This window comes from Achromobacter xylosoxidans (genome assembly GCF_002192695.1).
In the GTDB taxonomy this organism is placed as follows: Bacteria; Pseudomonadota; Gammaproteobacteria; order Burkholderiales; family Burkholderiaceae_B; genus Achromobacter; species Achromobacter xylosoxidans_C.
Map to the genome: position 1 here is coordinate 17,640 of NZ_MTLG01000063.1, position 18,326 is coordinate 35,965.

Consider the following 18,326-nt stretch of genomic DNA (forward strand, 5'->3'; position numbering starts at 1 on the left):
TCTTTAAATGCCTGCTGAAAAACGCGATGCGCCTGGCTGCCGCGCCTGGCTACCTTGAGCCGGTTTAAACTGCATGTTTGCCGCAACACCACACAAAGGTTTACCCATGAGCACTGCTACGCTCAAGACCCGCCTCTCCGATGCCGTCAAGGACGCGATGCGCGCCAAGGCCGCCGAACGCCTGACCACGCTGCGTTTCCTGCTGGCTGCCGTCAAGCAGAAGGAAGTGGACGAACGCCGCGACCTGAACGACGCCGAGATCACGGCCATCATCGAAAAGCAGGTCAAGCAGCGCCGCGAGTCCATCGCCGCATTCGAACAGGCCGGCCGCACCGAGACCGCCGAACAGGAAAAGGCCGAACTGCTGGTGCTGCAGGAGTTCCTGCCGCAAGCCGCGACGCCCGAGGAAGTCTCGGCCGCCATCGACGCCGCGCTGGCGGAAGTCGCCGCGCAAGGCGTGACCGGCGCGCCCGCCATGGGCAAGGTCATGGCGCTGCTGAAGCAGGCCTTGGCCGGCCGCGCCGACATGACGGCGCTGTCGCAGCAAGTGAAGGCCCGCCTGGCCTGAGCCAGCCCGCGCCCGGCTGCCGTTCAGGCATTCAGCCAGACACGGTAGCCAGCCTTCCCGCCCGGCTCAGAACGCGCCCCCGAACAGATCGGGCTGGCGCGACTGCTCCTGCGGGTCGGCGAAATTGCTCATTCCCACCCCCGCCAGCCGGTACAGCGTTTCCGGCGGCAGATCCACGCGTTCGCACAGCAGCCTGGCGACGGCGGCCAGCTCCGCCGCCGATCCCGGCGGATTCAGGCTGGTCTGGCTGCGCGTGAGGATGCGGAAACGGTCCGTCTTCAGCTTGAGCACCACGGTGCGACCCAAGGCGCCTTTTTTGAGCGCCTGGTCCCACACGCGTTCCGCCATGCGGTCGATGGCCTCGCCCACCGCGTCCAGGCGGATGTCCTGCGAGAACGTCGTTTCCGACGAGACCTGCTGCAAGGGCTGGTCAGTCTGCACCTCGCGCTCGTCGATGCCGCGCGCCAGTTCATACAGGCGCCGGCCATAGCGGCCAAAGTAATGCTCCAGTTCCTGGGCGCCATGCGTGGCCAGGTCGCCCACGGTATGGATGCCCAACTGCTCCAGGCGCGCCTGCGTCACCTTGCCCACCCCCGGCACCTTGCGCACCGGCAAGGGTTCCAGGAAGGCCAGCACCTTGGCGGGCCGCACCACGAACAGGCCGTCGGGCTTGTTCCAGTCGGACGCGATCTTGGCCAGGAATTTGTTGGGCGCGACGCCGGCCGAGGCCGTCAGCCCGGTTTCCTCGCGGATCTGCTGCCGGATGACCTGCGCGACCTCGGTAGCCGAGGGCAGGCCCAGCTTGTTGACCGTGACGTCCAGATAGGCCTCGTCCAGCGACAGGGGCTCGATCATGTCGGTATGGCGGGCGAAGATCTGCCTGACCTGGCGCGAGACCTCGCGGTAGCGGTTGAAATCGGGCGGCACATAGATCGCGTGCGGGCACAGGCGCTCCGCCCGGGCGGCGGACATGGCCGAATGGATGCCGAAGCGCCGCGCTTCATAGGACGCGGCGCACACCACCGAGCGCGGTCCGGTCCAGGCCACGACCACGGGCTTGCCGCGCAATTCCGGATTGTCGCGCTGTTCCACGGACGCGTAGAACGCGTCCATGTCCACATGCACGATCTTCCGTATTTCAATCATGGTGGTGATGCCCCCATGAGCCGTTCATCGCCTGAAACCCCGTGGCAAAACCTATATTATGACCGGCGACAACCGACTTTCCATTCTTGCCCGCAACGGTCCATGACTGCAGCCTCAACGCCCCAAACCGACTACTTCGGCCTGACCATTCCCTTCATGCATTTCATCGGCCTGGTGCCCGAGAGCATCGCGCCGGCCTATGCCCGCACCTCGCTGCCCTGGCGCGCCGACCTGACCAATAGCCGCGGCGACGTGCATGGCGGCACGCTGATGAGCGTGCTGGACTTCACGCTCAGCGCCGCCGCCCGCGGCTCCGCCGACGGCCAGGAAGGCATGGCCACCATAGACATGAACACCTCGTTCCTGTCGCCCGGCACGGGCGACCTGGTGATCGAGGCGCGCTGCCTGCGCCGCGGCGCCTCGATCGCATTCTGCGAAGGCGAGATCCGGCGCACCGATGGCGAACTGGTGGCGCGCGCCACCGCGACGTTCAAGATCATCCGCCGCCGTCCGGGCGGCGACTGAGCGCGCCAGCGGCGGCAAGCCGCCGGCGCTGGCGCATCAGTTGGGCAGATCGCGCGAGGGCTTGACCGGCGGACGCGGATCCAGCGGCATATAGCTGCTGCACGACACCAGGCTGTAATAGACGGCGTCCTGCATCGCGCGCATGGCGGCCGCGTCCCAGGTGCCCTTGCCCCACACCGCGATGCGCACATCGGTGGTCTTGGGGCCGGCCGCCTTCAATTCGACTCGCGTCATCTCGTTGTCGCTGTAGGGCGCCAGCACCTGCACCACGCCGGACTGCGCGCTTTCGTTCAGGGTGTCCACCACGCGGTAGGCGTTGTCGGTGCTGCGCAGGCAGGCGTTGGCCTGCCGGATCGCCGCGTCGTAGGCGTCCTTGAAGGCCACCGGGGCCTTGAATTCGCTGTGCGGCGACGTGCCGGACGAAATGCCCATCGAGCAGCCTGCCAGGCCCAGGGCCAGCGCCGAAGCCGCGACCAGTTTCCAATGCATGTGTATCTCCAGATCAGTGCCCGCGATTATCCCGCATATCCGCCGCGCGCGATAAGCGCCGCCTGCGCTCACATGATCCCGATGCGGTATTCCAGATTCTTCACCAGGGTCCGCAGGCGCGGGCCCAGGGTCTCATAGATGTGCTTTTCGTCCAGGTTGTCGGCCGGAATCGTCACGTTGAAGGCCAGCGGCAGGTCATTGGAGCGATAGCGCATCGGCGTGGCGATGCCGCACAGCTCGGCCCGCCAGTCCTTGCTGACGACGCAGAACCCATGCTGGTCGATAGCCTCGAACGCGGGCTGCAATGACGGCCCGAAACGCTCCCAGTCCTCGGGAAATTCCTCCGCAAGCCGCCCGCAGATGAGCTCGCGCTCGTCCGGCGTCTGTGCATACAGCAGCGCGCGCCCGGTGGCGGTGCGCAGCAAGGGGCGGGCCGAACCGATGTCCGGGCGCGAGGCGTTGGACGCGCCGTCGTGCACCGTTTCCACGTAGACCACCTGCAGGCGGTCGCGGATGGCCATGGACACCGGCCCCTTGGCATAGCGCGCCAGTTCGATCATGTCGTGCGCCGCCAGCTGCCGCAGCGTCAAGTGCACCAGCAAGGGATAGCCCAGCGTCAGCACGGCCGGACCCAGCGAGTACTTGCCGGTGCGTTCGTCGCGCCGCAGATAACCCAGGCCCACCAGGGTGAAGGTCAGTCGGGACACCGTCGGGCGTGTCAGGCCCAGCATTTCGGCGATTTCCTTGTTGCCCAGCTGCGGCTCGGCCGCGGAAAAACACTTGAGCACGTCCAGGCCGTTGGAGAGCGTGGAAGCAAATCGCGGGTGCGCTTCCAGCGAGGCGCGGGATTCGAGTTCGTAGTTGAGCGGCGTTTTCGAGTGCATGGCGGCCTAGGGATTCGGAGCATTGACAGTATATCGCCTGCCGAAATACAAACATTCCGTTCACTATAAACACTTGAATTCCATTTATTGAAATTGAAAAGGTAGGTTGATGACGAATTCCCGCTTTTCCCGCCAGCCGCTGGGCGCCCGCCTGTTCAGCTTTGCCGTCGTGGCCGACACCCACGTCAATGAATCCGAGGACACCTGCGCATCGCCCTTTGCCACCAACGCCCGCGCCAATGCCCGGGCGCGGCATGTCTTTGCGGACATCGCCAGCCTGGACCCCGCGCCCGCCTTCACCATCCACCTGGGAGACATCGTCCACCCGGTGCCCAGCATGCCTTCGTTCGAGGTGGCGGCCGGCCGTTTCAAGGCCATCGCCGCTCAGATCGACATGCCGCTGCACCTGGTGCCCGGCAACCACGACGTGGGCGACAAGCGCATCGACTGGATGCCGGCGGACATCGTCTGCGACGACTACCTGGACAAGTACCGCCAGGTGTTCGGCGCGGACTATTACGCGGTGGACCATGGCAACGTCCGTTTCCTGTTCCTGAATTCACTGCTGTTCAATTCCGGACTGGCGGCCGACGCCGCGCAGCGCGCCTGGATCGACGAGCAACTGGCCAGCGCCAGCGGCCGCGTATTCGTGTCGCTGCATTACCCGCCCTATCTGCACGATGCGGACGAACGCGGCTCCTACGACAATATCGACGAGCCGGGCCGCGGCTGGCTGCTGTCGCGCCTGGCCGATCCGCGCGTGGAAGGTGTTTTCGCCGGCCACGTCCACAACTTCTGGTACGACGTCATCGGCGGCGCGGAGATCTACATGCTGCCGTCGACCGCCTTCCTGCGGCATGACTTTTCCGAGTTCTACCGCGTGCCGCCGGCGGACGAATTCGGCCGCGGCGACGTCGAAAAATTCGGCTACTTCATTGTCGACGTGCACGAGCGCGGCCACGTGGCCAAGCTGATCCGCACGCACGGCGCCATGCGCGGCGAGGCCGAACCGGGCCGGGCGGCGGCGCGCACGCTGTCCACCGTCCACACCAAGACCGCCGCCTGCGACGGCATCGCGGTCGAAATGCGGCACCCCTGGGCCGAGATCGTCGAGATCCCTTGCACTGGCGGCGTGCAGGAGTTCGGCCGCAAGCTGGCGCGCAACGACTATCCCCTGATGGCCATGTGGGAAATGGGGCTGCGCACGCTCAAGATCCCGGTGCAGGATCTGCGTGACGACAAGACCTTGCGCCGCGCCCGCCTCATGTCCGACGTCGGCCACCGTTTCGTGCTGACCTCGCTGGGCCTGCCAGACGCCAGGCTGCTGCAACAGGCGCGCGAGCACGGCGTGGCCATCGCCGCCATCGAGATCAACCTGAACGCCCAGGCGCTGGAAGACGCGGGCGCGGCCTTGCAAGGCCTGCGCGCGCACACCGACGCCCGCCTCATCTATTGCAAGATCCGCACGGGCGCGGACGACGCCCATTTCGACGGCAAGCACTACAGCCATTTCGTCAACACCGGACTGCGCGCCTCCGAGCTCGAAGCAGCGCAATCCGCCCTGCTGCCGCATTTCGAGCGGAAGAACCTGGACGGATTCACCGTGCGGCTGGACTGGGGTTCCGACCTGATCGCCACGCACCAGCAACTGGCCGCGCAGGCGCGCGACTGGGGCGCGACGGTGAACGTGGGCGTCAAGCTGGCCGACCGCCTGGCGGCGGCGAACACCGACGACACCGCCATCGCCGCGCTGGTGGCCGAAGCCTTCCTGGCGGCCCGGACCACGGACGCGGTGAGCTATTCCTTCGACACCTTCATGGACGTGGACCGCGGCTACTTTCCGCGCAACGGCCTGATCGACCGCCGCTACGATCCGCGCCCCGCCGGACTGGCGCTGGCCGCGCTGAACGCGGTCTTCGCAGGCCAGGCCTCGGGCGCCGGATCTGCCGAGCGCATCGACGGCGAAGCCGGTCTGCGCCTGTGCAGCTACCGCTGCGGCGAGCAGACCTATGAACTGGCCTACGGCCCCGGTCCGGCCCTCAAGCGTCAGGTCGAGGCCGGCGCATTCAAGCGCGTCGTCGATCTGACCGCCCAGCGCGCGCTGCCGACACGGGACGATTGGGACGAATACGCGCGCCTGCATCTGCCCGGCCAGGCCGTGCTGCTGATCCAGCGCAACTAAACCCCCATCCCCCGCACAGGAGCCACCCATGTTTCGATACGCAATCAAACTCGCGGGACTGCTGGCCGCCGCCTGCCTTCCCCTGTACGCGCAGGCGCAGCCCTATCCCGACAAGCCGGTGCGCCTGATCGTTGCCTACACGCCCGGCGGCGCCACCGACGTGATCGCCCGCATCCTGGCGGCGAAGCTCAGCACGAGCTGGGGCCAGCAGGTCATCGTGGAGAACAAGTCCGGCGCCAGCGGCATGATAGGCGCCGAACAGGTCGCGCGAGCCACGCCCGACGGCTACACCCTGCTGCTGGCCTACACGCCCGAGGTCTCGATCAACAAGCTGGTCTACAAGCAGATGCGCTACGACCCCTTGAAGGACCTGCAGCCCATCGCCCTGGTGGCGGATGCGCCGCTGGTGCTGGTCAGCGGCCCCAAGCTGCCCGCCACCACCTACAGCGATCTCAAGCAACAAGGCGCAAAGGCGCCGCTGGTCTACGGTTCGCCGGGCATGGGCGGCCAGCAGCATCTGGCGGGCGAGCTGCTGCGGGTACGCTCAGGCATGAACCTGACCCACGTGCCCTACCGCGGCACGGCCCTGGCCGTGGCCGACCTGGTGGGCGGGCAGATCGACATCTTCTTCGCCACGGCGCCTGCCATCATCGGCCAGATCGGCGCCGGCAAGCTGCATCCGCTGTTCATCGCCGGCCCCCAGCGCCAGAGCGTGCTGCCCTCGACGCCGACGGCCAAGGAAGTGGGCCTGGACGACTTCGACATCTCCAATTGGTTCGGCCTGTTCGGCCCCGCCGGCATGCCGCCCGCCCTGGTGGAGCGCATATCCAAGGACACGGCCCAGGCGCTGCAGGCCGCCGACGTAAAGGAGAAACTGCAAGCCCAGGGCCTGGCCATTTCCTATAAACCGCCCCAGGAATTCAAGACCTTCATCGGCGCCGAAATGGCCAAGTACGGCGCCATCGTCAAGGCGACCGGGCTGGAGCCGCAGTAAGGCTTTGCGCACGGCCTGCGCGCGCGCAGGCGGTTCGACACCGCCCGCGCCGCTATGGCATTATCGGCGGACCACCCGGCGGCGGGCGCTGCGCGCCCGCCGCGGCAACTTCGGAGGTCCCCCTTGTTCTCATTCCTCAAGCGCACCGTCCTGGCCGCCAGCATCATCGGCGTCTCGCTGGGCGCCAGCGCCGCGCAACCGCCGCGCGCCTATCCCCTCAAGGATTTCTTCCGCAACCCCGAGCGGGGCTTCTTCCGCCTGGCCGACGACGGCCGCACGCTGGGCTTCATGCAGCCCACCAGCGTGGACGGCAAGCCCGCCCGCATGAACATCTACGTGCAGCCGCTGCAAGGCAGCACGCCTGTCGGCGACCCGCGCCAGCTGACCAGCGAAACCGCGCGCGACATCAGCAACTTCTTCTGGAAAGGCGCCGACGTGGTGCTCTACCAGAAGGACTTCGGCGGCGACGAGAACTTCCACGTGCTGGCCGTCAACGCCAAGACCGGCAAGATCACCGACCTGACGCCCTATGAAGGCGTGCGCGCCGGCATCGAGGACGATCTGGAAGACGATCCCGACCACGTCCTCATCAGCCACAACCAGCGCAACCCGGAAGTCTTCGACGTCTACCGCGTCAACGTGCACACGGGCGCCGCGGCGCTGGTGGCGCAGAACCCGGGCAACATCGTCGGCTGGCAGACCGATCACGCCGGCAAGGTGCGCGCCGCCGTCGCCAGCGACGGCCTGAACACCACCCTGCTCTACCGCGACAACGAATCGTCCGAGTTCCGTCCGCTGATCACCACCGACTACCGCACCAGCGTCAGCCCGGCGTTCTTCACCTTCGACGACAAGAAGTTCTACGCCTTGTCCAACCGCGGGCGCGACAAGCTGTCGCTGGTGGTGATCGACCCCGCCCAGCCCGAGGCCGAGGAAGAAATCTTCACGCCCGACACCGTCGACCTGGATTCCGCCGGCTACTCGCGCAAGCGCCGCGTGCTGACGGTAGCCGCCTACCAGACCGACAAGCCGCAGTACAAGTTCTTCGACGAGCAGTCCGAGACCCTCTTCAAGAAACTGTCGGCCAAGCTGACTGGCTACGACTTCGCCATCCAGGGCTCCAACCGCGACGAAGACAAGTTCATCGTTGCCGCCTACAACGACCGCACGCCCGGCTCGCGCTACATCTACGACGCCACCGCCGACACGCTGAGCAAGCTGGCCGACATCAACCCCGCCATACCCGAAGCGGACATGTCGCGCGTGCAGCCCATCAGCTACCAGACCCGCGACGGCCTGACGGTCCACGGCTACCTCACGCTGCCCGCCGGCCGCGATCCGAAGAACCTGCCTTGCATCGTGAATCCCCATGGCGGCCCGTGGGCGCGCGACAGCTGGGGCTACAACCCGGAAGTGCAGTTCCTGGCCAATCGCGGCTTCTGCGTGCTGCAGATGAACTTCCGCGGATCGACCGGCTATGGCCGCGCCTTCTGGGAAGCCAGCTTCGGCCAATGGGGCCTGAAAATGCAGGACGACATCACCGACGGCGTGCAATGGCTGATCAAGCAGGGCATCGCCGATCCCAAGCGCATTGGCATCTACGGCGCCAGCTACGGCGGCTACGCCACGCTGGCGGGCGTGGCGTTCACGCCCGACCTGTACGCCGCCGCGGTGGACTACGTGGGGGTGTCCAACCTGTTCACGTTCATGAAGTCCATTCCGCCGTACTGGAAGCCCATGCTCGACAAAATGCAGGACATGGTGGGCGACCCCGAACGCGACCGCGAACGCCTGGCCGCCACCTCGCCCGCGCTGCACGCGGACAAGATCAAGACGCCGCTGTTCGTGGCCCAGGGCGCCAAGGATCCGCGCGTCAACAAGGACGAGAGCGACCAGATGGTCCAGGCGCTGCGCGCGCGCGGCGTCGAGGTCGAATACATGGTCAAGGACAACGAAGGCCACGGCTTCCACAACGACGAGAACAAGTTCGAGTTCTACGAAGCCATGGAGAAGTTCCTGAAGGAACACCTCAAGCCCTGACCTCCTCCTCCACCACCGCCGGGCCGCGCTCCTGCGCGCGGCCCGCGGGACGGCCGATCCAGGCCATCTCCACGCGGTCGCGTCCATGTTCCTTGGCGCGGTACAGCGCATCGTCGGCGCGCGCCAGGATGCCGTCCGCGCCGTCTCCCGGCTGATACGAAGCCAGGCCGCCGCTGGTGGTCATGCGCACTTCCCGCCCGTGCAGGTGGAAAGGCGTGTCGCGCAAGGCGTCGCACACGCGCTGGGCCTGCACCAGCGCGCGGGCCGGATCGCAGTCATACATCAACAGCACAAATTCCTCGCCGCCCAGCCTGCCGAAGCGGTCGCTGGCCCGCACCGCGCGCTGCACGACCTGCGAGAAATGGCGCAGCGCCGCGTCGCCCGCGGCATGGCCGTAGCGGTCGTTGATGGACTTGAAGTGGTCGATGTCCAGCACCAGCACCGCCAGCTTGCCGCCGGCGCGCTGGCAGCGCTGCAATTCACGTTCCAGTTCGTCCAGGATGCTGCGGCGCGAATAAGCGCCCGTCAGGCCATCGAAGGTCAGCGCGGCCTCCATCTGCTCCGACAAGCTGGTCTGGATCAGGAGCAGCAGCGCCAGGAACAGTCCGGGCACCGTCACCGTCCCGCAGACGATGAAGAACAGGCCCCAGGGGCTGGGCTCCAACAGCGACGAGGGATCCTGCCCGCCCACGCTGTAGACCGCCATGCGCAAGGCATGCAGCGCGGCCAGGCCGAAGCTCGCCAGCATCAGGTACAGCATCACGCCGCGCGTGCGCAGCCGCCTGCGCTCGCGGAAGAACACCAGGCCCGTCGCCATCATGGCCACGAAGGTGTAGGCGGAAAACAGCAGCATGCGCGCCCGCAGGTCGTCCGCCACGTACAGCAGCAGCGCGAATGCCGCGATACAGAGCGCGCCCAGGACCGCCGTGCGCCGCACCAGGGGACGCAGGCCGAAGAACTGCCGCACGCCGACGTAGACCAGGCTGACCGCGCAGACCCAGGCGGCGTTCGACAGCATCACATAAACGCCGGGCGGCAGGAACTGCGGGGCCGCATAGGCCAGCAGCGACAGCACGGCCAGCGCATTGCCCGCCGTGAACGCGCCGACGCCGCCCACGTCGCGGGCGCGCAGCGACGCCAGCAATGGCAATGCCAGAGCCGTGGCCAGGCCCCACATCAGAAAGAAGAGAGAAGTCGTCATGGTGTTTGCCGGCTTGCGCCCCGCGGGCGTTCGCCGTCGCTCGTCATTGATTGCACTGGGTTCATGCGTCTGGAGGCGTTACATCCCACCACCCTTGACGCTTTTTGTTACCCGTGCCGCGACAGAAAGGCACTACCTGGCGCCCGTCCGTCGCCGCACGCCGTTTCGCCCTGAACCTTTACCGCCCGCGCCAAGACGATTGCGCGGCAAGCGACGAAGAATACGCCACGGCAGGCCCTGCGCCACATCCCTTTGCACTAATTGACAGTTACCTGACAGTTAACACACTTATAATTTCGATCGTTGACGGTGCCGCCAAGAGCGCCGCAATCACGCCCTACGGGCGTGGCGCGTACTAGCCATGCACTCCCATTGCGCGAGTGCGAAGGTCCCCGCAGCGGGCGCCGCGCAGTCCTAACCCAATGTTCCTTCCCGTGCCGCCGGCGCCTTTGCGCCAGGCGTCGCCTCGGCTCGCGCCGAAACAAGGCACGCCCCTGGGCGGCCGGGCCAGGAACGCCCCGAGTCGCAACTGCGGAAGTAAGACAGATGCAAAACAGAGGATCGACACCCCCGGGTGCCGTTGGACCGAGACTGAGCCTGCTGGCGGCTTGCGCCATCCTGGCTCCCGCCATGGCGCTGGCAGGCCCCGGCAACGACTATGACGCCCTGATCGCGCGAGCGCGCGCCGGCGACTACGAGCCCGCCCTGGCCATGCTGCGCCAGCAAGGGCCGGCTGGCGGCGACCGCGCCATCCACGACCACATCATCATCGCGGGCTGGGCCGGCAAGCCCGCCGAAGCCGTCGCCGCCTACGAGCAGCTGCGGCAAGGCGCAGCGCTGCCCGCCGACATCCAGCTTTCTGTCGCGCGCGCCTACCGCGACCTGCGGCGCTGGCCCGAAGCGCTGGCCGCGTACCAGGCCGGAACACGCCGTTATCCCGGCCACTCCGCTTTTCGCGCCGGCGAAATCATGACCCTGGCCGACGCCGGCCGCTACCCCGAGGCGCGCGAGGCCGCCGCGCGCTGGCTCAAGCGGCATCCCCGCGATGTCGACGCCCGCCTTGCCCTGAGCTATGTCCACGCCCGCCAGGGCGAGCCCTACGAAGCGCTGCACCAGGCCGACCTGGCCCTGGCCGCCGCGCCCGACACCGCATACGTGCTGCGCGAGTACATCTGGGCGCTGCAGCGCGCGCGCATGGCCGACGTGGCGCTGGAGCTGGCGCGCCGCCACCCGGACCTGTTCGACGCCGGCCAAATGCGCGGCTTCGAGGCCGACGCGCTGGCCCAGCAGGTGCGGCTGGCGGCGATGCCCACGCGGTCGGAAGCCGAGCGTTTCGTGTTAGCCGACAAGGCATTGGCCCGCTACGACGAACTGATCCCCGCCTGGCAGCAGCAGGAGGACGCCCGCGCCGACGCGCTGCGCGCCCGCATCGACCGCCTGCACGCCTTGCACGTCCGCGTGCGCATGGCCGATCTGGTCCGCGAATACGAAGCCCTGCTGGCCGAGGGCGTCACGGTGCCGCGCTACGCCTTGAACGACGTGGCATCGGCCTACCTGTACGTGCGCCAGCCCGAACGCGCCCGCGACATCTATCGGCAGGTCGCGGCCGACGACGCCCTGCGCGGCGACGATGCCGAGCAGCGCCTGGCGACCGAGACCGGCCTGTACTACTCGCTGGCCGAGGGCGAACAGTTCAGCGAAACCGGCGCCGTCACCGACGGTGTCGAATCGGGCTACGCCCCCTGGCTGTACTACAAGGGCCAGGCCACCCGCATGCCCAACGACCTGAACCTGGAAAGCCGCCAGACCCTGGCCGCCGCCCGGCTGCAGGCCAACGACACCGTCGCCGCCCAGCAGCGCCTCGAGGAGATGGTCGAGAACGCGCCCAACAACTCCGGCTTGCGCAGCGATCTGGCCACCGTCTACCGCGCCCGTTCGCTTCCCCGCGCCTCCGAGGTCGAACTGAAGATGGCCGAGACCCTGGCCCCGCGCAGCCTGGGCGTGGAGAACGGCCAGGGCTTCACCGCCCTGGACCTGCAGGAATGGCGCCAGACTGAAGCGCTGTCGCGGGACACCATGGCCCGCTCGCCCGAAAACCTGACCAGCCGCCGTCTGGCGCGTGAATGGGAAGTGCACAACAAGGCCGAACTGCGCATCAACGGCTACCGCGGCCTGGCCTCGGACAGCCCGGTCAATGGCAGCGGCGACTTCGGCATCGACGCCGTGCTCTATTCCTCGCCGCTGGACTACAACTGGCGGGTCTTCGGCGGCGGCGGCTATGCCTCCGGCGACTTCGAGGAAGGCCGCGGCAACTACCGCTGGCTGCGCACCGGCGTGGAATGGCGCGGCCGCGACCTCACCGTCGAAGGCGAAGTCTCCACCCATGACTACGGCCATGGCGTGAAGCCGGGCGTGCGCCTGTCGGCCGCCTACGACCTGGACGACCACTGGCAGGTGGGTGGCTCGGGCGAAATCATGTCGCGCGAAACCCCGCTGCGCGCGCTGACCAGCGGCGTCACCTCCAACAGCCTGTCGGCCTACGTGCGCTGGCGCGCCGACGAGCGCCGCGAGTGGACGCTGGCGCTGTCGCCCTCGCACTTCAGCGACGGCAACAACCGCTGGGCGCTGGGCCTGGCCGGCCGCGAGCGCGTCTATACCTCGCCGCATCTGCTGGCGGACCTGGAGTTCGAGGCGTCCACCCAGCGCAACAGCCACGACAGCAACGTGCCCTACTTCAATCCGCGTTCGGACCTGATGCTGCTGCCCGGCGTGCGCCTGACCCACACCCTGTACCGCCGCTACGAAACCGCCTGGGAACAGATCGGCACCCTGGGCGCCGGCGCCTACACCCAGCAAGGCTACGGCACCGGCGGCGTCATCGCGCTGGGCTATGGCCAGAGATACCGCGCCAACGACGTCCTCGACATGGGCGCCATGATCACCGGCACCAGCCGCCCGTACGACGGCGAACGCGAGCGCGAACTGCGCATCGTGTTCGACCTGACGTACCGCTTCTGAACCCGGAACCGAGTAACGCCATGATGCTTAAAACCCATACCCGCCTGATCCTGGCTGGCCTGCTGCTGCTCGCAATCCTGGCGCTGACCGCCTGCGCCAAGGACATCCCGGTCTACACGCCGCCGGACCAGCGCCCGCTCGCCCCCGCCGAACAGCCCTGGGTGCAGGGCCAGTTCCTGGCCCTGGCCTACCACGACGTGGAAGACGAAGACCCCGACCAGGGCTTTCTCAGCGTGCGCACCGACCGCCTGGTGGAACAGCTGGCCTGGCTGCGCGCCAACGGCTACCAGGCCGTCACCGTGGACCAGATACTGGCCGCCCGCCAGGGCGGCAAGCCGCTGCCGGAGCGCGCCGTGCTGCTGTCCTTCGACGACGGCTACCGCAGCTTCTACACCCGCGTGCTGCCCATTCTCAAAGCCTATCAATGGCCCGCGCTGCTGGCGCCGGTCGGCGTCTGGATGGACACGCCGGCCAACCAGCGCGTGGACTTCGGCGGCAGCCCCGAAGACCGCAAGCGCTTCCTGAACTGGGACGAGATCCGCGAGATCTCGCGCTCGGGGCTGGTCGAAATCGCCGCGCACACCAACGCCTCTCACTATGGCGCGCTGGCCAATCCCCAGGGCAATACCGAACCCGCCGCCGCCATCCGCGCCTATGACGCGCAGACCCGCCGCTACGAGACCGAGGCGGAGTTCAACGCGCGCATGGGCGGCGACGTCGCCGCCATCACCGAGAAGATCCGCCGCGCCACCGGCAAGAAGCCGCGCGTCTGGGTCTGGCCTTATGGCGCCGAAGGCGGCTCCACCTTGCGCATCACCGCCGAGCATGGCTATCAGCTGGCGCTGACGCTGGAGGACGGACCCGGGCGCGTCGGCCGCCTGATGTCCACGCCGCGCCTGCTGCTGTCCAGCGACCCGACGCTCAAGCCCTTCGCCAACAGCGTGGTCGGCATGGAAGCCCAGCCCTTCATGCGCGTGGCGCACGTGGACCTGGACTACGTCTACGACCCGGACCCGGCGCAGACCGACCGCAATCTGGGCGAGCTGGTGCAGCGCATCCTGGACATGCAGATCAACACGGTGTTCCTGCAGGCCTACTCGGACCCCGTCGGCGACGGCCTGGTGAAGTCGGTCTATTTCCCCAACCGCTGGCTGCCGATGCGCGCCGACCTGTTCAACCGCGCCGCGTGGCAGCTGCACAACCGCGCCAACGTGATGGTCTACGCCTGGATGCCGGTGCTGTCCTTCGACCTGGACCCTGCCCTGCCGCGCGTCACGCGCTGGCAGGAAGGCCAGGCGCAGCCCGAGCCGGATCCCGACCAGTACCGCCGCCTGTCGCCGTTCGACGCCACCGTGCGTGCGCGCATCTGCGACCTGTACGAGGACCTGTCCCGCTACGCGATCTTCGACGGCATCCTGTTCCATGACGACGCGCTGCTGTCGGACTTCGAAGACGCCAGCCCCGGCGCGCTGGCCGCCTATCGCGCCGCGGGCCTGCCGGGCAGCATCGCCGAACTGCGCGCGGATCCCGGCACCCTGCAGCGCTGGACCCGCTACAAGAGCCGCGCGCTGATGGACTTCACCGCCGAACTCACGCAGCGGGTGCGCGCGGTGCGCGGCCCGCAGATCAAGACGGCGCGCAACATCTTTGCCGAACCCATCCTGAACCCCGGCAGCGAAACCTGGTTCGCGCAGAACCTGGACGACTTCCTCGGCGCCTACGACTGGACCGCGCCGATGGCGATGCCGTTGATGGAAAACGTGCCCGCCGGCCGCGAAAACGCTTGGCTGGACCGGCTGGTCGACACCGTCGCGCAGCGCCCCGGGGCGCTGGACAAGACCGTGTTCGAGCTGCAGGCCCGCGACTGGCGCACCGGCCCCGGCCGCCCCGAAGCCACGCCGGTCGACACCGCCGTGCTCGCCGGCTGGATGAAGCGGCTGCAGCTGCGCGGCTCGCGCAGCTTCGGCTACTACCCCGACGATTTCTCGCAAGACCAGCCCCGGCTGCAAGGCATCCGGCCCGCCATTTCCGAAGCCTGGTATCCGCTCAAATGATAGACCGTCTGATTGCCCTGCTGATTCTCTGCGCGGTGCTTGGCGCGCCCTTCGGCTTCACCCTGATGCTGACCGGCGAGGCGCTCCTGGGCTTCGTGTTCTTCTACCCCCTGTTCATGTCCGGCATGTGGATGGCCGGCGGCATCTATTTCTGGTGGCATTGGGAGCGGCACTGGAAATGGGGCAAGGACAGCCAGCCGCCGGTCCTGGCCGGCAATCCGCTGGTATCCATCCTGGTGCCTTGCTACAACGAGGCCGACAACGGCGAAGAGACGCTGCTGGCCGCGCTGGGCCAGAACTATCCGCACGTCGAGGTCATCGCCATCAACGACGGCTCCAGCGACGGCACGGCCGAGATGCTGGACCGCATGGCCGCCGCCCATCCGCGGCTGCGCGTGGTGCACCTGGCGCAGAACCAGGGCAAGGCCATGGCGCTGCGCATGGGCGCCATGGCCGCGCGCAGCGAGTACCTGGTCTGCATCGACGGCGACGCCATGCTGGACCCGGACGCGGCCGCCTACCTGGTGGCGCCGCTGATCGACAATCCGCGCGTGGGCGCCGTCACCGGCAACCCGCGCATCCGCACCCGCTCCACCATGATCGGGCGCATCCAGGTGGGCGAGTTCTCGTCCATCATCGGCCTGATCAAGCGCACCCAGCGCGTCTACGGCCAGGTGTTCACGGTCTCCGGCGTGGTCGCCGCCTTCCGGCGCGCGGCGCTGGACCGCGTGGGCTACTGGAGCCTGGACATGATCACCGAGGACATCGACATCAGCTGGAAGCTGCAGCGCGACCACTGGTCGATCTTCTACGAGCCGCGCGGCCTGTGCTGGATCCTGATGCCCGAAACCCTGCGCGGACTGTGGAAGCAGCGGCTGCGCTGGGCCCAGGGCGGCGCCGAGGTCTTCCTGAAGAACCTGCGCTCCATCTGGGTCTGGCGCCACCGCCGGCTGTGGCCGCTGATGGCCGAGTTCTGCCTGTCCACCGCCTGGGCCTTCGCCTTCGGCGTGTCGGTGCTGCTGTGGGCCATCAGCCAGGTGGTCACGCTGCCCAACAACATGCAGATCGCCAGCCTGATGCCGCCCGCCTTCACCGGCATGATGCTGGCGGTGGTCTGCCTGCTGCAATTCGTCGTCAGCATCCTGATCGACCGCCGCTACGAGCCCGGCCTGGCCCGCTCGCTGTACTGGGTCATCTGGTATCCGCTGGCCTTCTGGATGGTGAGCCTGTTCACCACCCTGGTCAGCTTCCCCAAAGTCATGCTCCGCAAGCAGGCCCGGCGCGCGCGCTGGACCAGCCCGGACCGGGGCATCAAATCACCGGACGCAACGCCATGATCATCACCACGCAACGTTCCCGCGCAGGCTATCTGTTCGACCTGGTCCTGACCGCCATCGGCTGGTTCGCCTTCGTCTATCTGTTCGGCGCCGGCATCCTGGCGATCCTGCGCGCCGCCGCAGGCGGCCCCGATGTCTCGCTGTGGCCGGTGTTCCTGCCCACCGTGCACACGCTGTGGGGCTACGCGCTGCTGGCGGTGGTCAACGCCGGCGTGCTGGTGGCCTGGGCCGTCTACAACCACCGCAAGTTCGCCGGTAAGGATCGCCGCAAGCCCATCAAGCCGGTGGGCGACCGCCGCGTGGCGGCCAGCTTCGCGATCAGCCCGGCGCAGCTGATGCAGGTGAGATCGGCGCGCACCTGCATCGTCCACCACGGCGCGGCCGGCGACATCAGCGGCATCGAAATCGGCCTGCCTCACCTGAGCGCGGTGCGGGCCGGCTGATGCCCTCCCGGCCCGACGCCGCATGGCTTTGCGGCGCCGGGCCGCACGCGCGCCTTCAGCGGCGCGCCTTCTCTACATTCGGCAGCAGGATCGCCACCACGCCCAGCAAGGGCAGATAGGCGCAGACCTGGTACACGTAGCCGATGCTGGTGGCGTCGGCCAGCTTGCCCAGCGCCGCGGCGCCCACGCCACCCATGCCGAAGGCAAAGCCGAAGAACAGCCCGGCGATCATCCCCACCTTGCCCGGCACCAGCTCCTGCGCATAGACCACGATGGCCGAGAACGCCGAGGCCAGCACCATGCCGATGATCACCACCAGCACACCGGTCCAGAACAGGTTCACATAGGGCAGCAGCAGCGTGAACGGCGCCACCCCCAGGATCGACACCCAGATCACGATCTTGCGGCCGATGCGGTCGCCGACGGGCCCGCCCACCACCGTTCCCACCGCCACCGCGGCCAGGAACAGGAACAGATAGAGCTGCGCCTCGCGCACCGACAGCGCGAACTTGTCGATCAGGTAGAACGTGAAATAGCTGTTCAGGCTGGCCAGGTAGAAATACTTGGAAAACACCAGCACGCCCAGCACCGCCAGCGCGCCCAGCACCTGGTTGCGCGACAGCCCGTTGCCCGCGCCCTCGCGCCGCGCGCGCGGCTTGAGCAGGACGCGGTTGGCGCTGTACCAGCGTCCGATGCCGGTCAGCACCACGATGCCGAACAGCGCCGCCAGCGAGAACCAGGCCACGCTGCGCTGCCCGTGCGGAATGATGAAGAGCGCGGCCAGCAGCGGCCCCAGCGCCGAGCCCACGTTGCCGCCCACCTGGAACAGCGACTGCGCCAGGCCATGGCGTCCGCCGGATGCCATGCGCGCCACGCGCGAGGACTCAGGGTGGAACACCGACGAGCCCGTGCCCACCAGCACCGCGGCCACCAGCAGCCAGCCAAACGACGGCGCCATCGAGAGCAACAGCAGCCCCAGCAGGGTGAAGCCCATGCCCACCGGCAGCGAGTACGGCTTGGGATGGCGGTCCGTATAGAAGCCGATGAAAGGCTGCAGCAGCGAGGCCGCAAGCTGGTAGACCAGCGTGATCAGGCCGATCTGCGCGAACGACAGGCTGAACGAATCCTTCAGCATGGGATAGATGGCCAACAGGATCGACTGGATCATGTCGTTCATCAGGTGCGCCACGCTGATCGCGCCCAGCACCTTGAAGGCGGTGGACGGATCCGAGGAGGCCGCGGGCGGCGGGGCCGGATTGGCGGCGGCGATGCCGGCGGCGGGATTCTGCGGTGGATTCATGGGTGGCGGACGCGGATAAGGTGGGAGCATGCCCGGCAGCGCGCCGGGGCCTGTAGCCAGTGTAGGAATCCGGGCCTGGATTGATCTGCCAATTTTCGTCGCTTAAGTGACAAAATACGGAAACCGCGCTTTAGCCTGCCCTCTC

At 67.7% G+C, this 18,326-nt stretch carries 14 protein-coding genes; 9 read left to right on the forward strand and 5 right to left on the reverse strand.

Annotated features, from left to right (window positions below):
• Positions 1 to 106 precede the first annotated feature (106 nt).
• Positions 107 to 568 (forward strand): GatB/YqeY domain-containing protein, encoded by a 462-nt coding sequence (locus BRO63_RS10610; RefSeq protein ID WP_054458191.1) that lies wholly within the window; start codon positions 107 to 109, stop codon positions 566 to 568.
• A gap of 66 nt (positions 569 to 634) precedes the next feature.
• Here BRO63_RS10610 and dinB read toward each other — a convergent pair whose 3' ends face one another.
• A complete protein-coding gene (gene dinB, locus BRO63_RS10615) occupies positions 635 to 1,714 on the reverse strand; it encodes a DNA polymerase IV (protein ID WP_088139760.1) in 1,080 nt (359 codons plus the stop codon).
• Positions 1,715 to 1,816: 102 nt separating this feature from the next.
• Between dinB and BRO63_RS10620 the strand changes: the two genes are divergently transcribed.
• Positions 1,817 to 2,239, forward strand: coding sequence for a PaaI family thioesterase (locus BRO63_RS10620; RefSeq protein WP_088139761.1), 423 nt, complete (start codon positions 1,817 to 1,819; stop codon positions 2,237 to 2,239).
• Positions 2,240 to 2,275: 36 nt separating this feature from the next.
• Here BRO63_RS10620 and BRO63_RS10625 read toward each other — a convergent pair whose 3' ends face one another.
• Together BRO63_RS10625 and BRO63_RS10630 are read right to left on the reverse strand one after the other, a co-directional pair.
• Entirely contained in the window at positions 2,276 to 2,728 is a 453-nt protein-coding gene (locus BRO63_RS10625) for a BPTD_2524 family lipoprotein (protein WP_088139762.1), read from the reverse strand.
• Between the two features lie 68 nt (positions 2,729 to 2,796).
• Positions 2,797 to 3,612, reverse strand: a complete 816-nt coding sequence (locus BRO63_RS10630; RefSeq protein WP_088139763.1) for an IclR family transcriptional regulator — start codon at positions 3,610 to 3,612, stop codon at positions 2,797 to 2,799.
• A gap of 109 nt (positions 3,613 to 3,721) precedes the next feature.
• On the opposite strand from BRO63_RS10630, the gene BRO63_RS10635 reads away from it, so the two are divergent.
• The 3 genes from BRO63_RS10635 (at position 3,722) to BRO63_RS10645 (ending at position 8,828) form a co-directional block, all read left to right on the forward strand.
• Positions 3,722 to 5,794 carry a metallophosphoesterase family protein gene (locus tag BRO63_RS10635; RefSeq protein WP_088139764.1) on the forward strand — a complete coding sequence of 691 codons (2,073 nt, stop codon included), beginning with the start codon at positions 3,722 to 3,724 and terminating at the stop codon, positions 5,792 to 5,794.
• Positions 5,795 to 5,822: 28 nt separating this feature from the next.
• Entirely contained in the window at positions 5,823 to 6,788 is a 966-nt protein-coding gene (locus BRO63_RS10640; RefSeq protein ID WP_088139765.1) for a Bug family tripartite tricarboxylate transporter substrate binding protein, read from the forward strand.
• Positions 6,789 to 6,911: 123 nt separating this feature from the next.
• Complete coding sequence (locus tag BRO63_RS10645; RefSeq protein ID WP_088139766.1) at positions 6,912 to 8,828, forward strand: alpha/beta hydrolase family protein; 1,917 nt, start codon at positions 6,912 to 6,914, stop codon at positions 8,826 to 8,828.
• Here BRO63_RS10645 and BRO63_RS10650 read toward each other — a convergent pair.
• On the reverse strand, positions 8,818 to 10,029 hold the full coding sequence (locus tag BRO63_RS10650; RefSeq protein WP_088139767.1) for a GGDEF domain-containing protein: 1,212 nt from the start codon (positions 10,027 to 10,029) through the stop codon (positions 8,818 to 8,820). The two genes, BRO63_RS10645 and BRO63_RS10650, sit on opposite strands and share 11 nt — an antisense overlap.
• A 546-nt stretch (positions 10,030 to 10,575) precedes the next feature.
• Here BRO63_RS10650 and pgaA point away from each other — a divergent pair.
• Genes pgaA through pgaD form a run of 4 tightly spaced genes read left to right on the forward strand, consistent with a single transcriptional unit; the run spans position 10,576 to position 16,881 of the window.
• Positions 10,576 to 13,047: a poly-beta-1,6 N-acetyl-D-glucosamine export porin PgaA gene (gene pgaA, locus BRO63_RS10655; RefSeq protein ID WP_088139768.1), complete on the forward strand. Its 2,472-nt coding sequence runs from the start codon at positions 10,576 to 10,578 to the stop codon at positions 13,045 to 13,047.
• Between the two features lie 20 nt (positions 13,048 to 13,067).
• Positions 13,068 to 15,101, forward strand: a complete 2,034-nt coding sequence (gene pgaB, locus BRO63_RS10660) for a poly-beta-1,6-N-acetyl-D-glucosamine N-deacetylase PgaB (RefSeq protein ID WP_088139769.1) — start codon at positions 13,068 to 13,070, stop codon at positions 15,099 to 15,101.
• Complete coding sequence (gene pgaC, locus BRO63_RS10665) at positions 15,098 to 16,438, forward strand: poly-beta-1,6-N-acetyl-D-glucosamine synthase (protein WP_088139770.1); 1,341 nt, start codon at positions 15,098 to 15,100, stop codon at positions 16,436 to 16,438. The genes pgaB and pgaC overlap by 4 nt, the downstream gene beginning before the upstream one ends.
• The gene (pgaD, locus tag BRO63_RS10670) at positions 16,435 to 16,881 is read left to right on the forward strand and encodes a poly-beta-1,6-N-acetyl-D-glucosamine biosynthesis protein PgaD (RefSeq protein ID WP_088139771.1); all 447 of its coding nucleotides are present in this window, start codon (positions 16,435 to 16,437) and stop codon (positions 16,879 to 16,881) included. The genes pgaC and pgaD overlap by 4 nt, the downstream gene beginning before the upstream one ends.
• Before the next feature lie 55 nt (positions 16,882 to 16,936).
• Here the strand turns inward: pgaD and BRO63_RS10675 are convergent, their stop codons facing one another.
• Positions 16,937 to 18,181: an MFS transporter gene (locus tag BRO63_RS10675; RefSeq protein ID WP_088139772.1), complete on the reverse strand. Its 1,245-nt coding sequence runs from the start codon at positions 18,179 to 18,181 to the stop codon at positions 16,937 to 16,939.
• Positions 18,182 to 18,326: the final 145 nt, after the last annotated feature.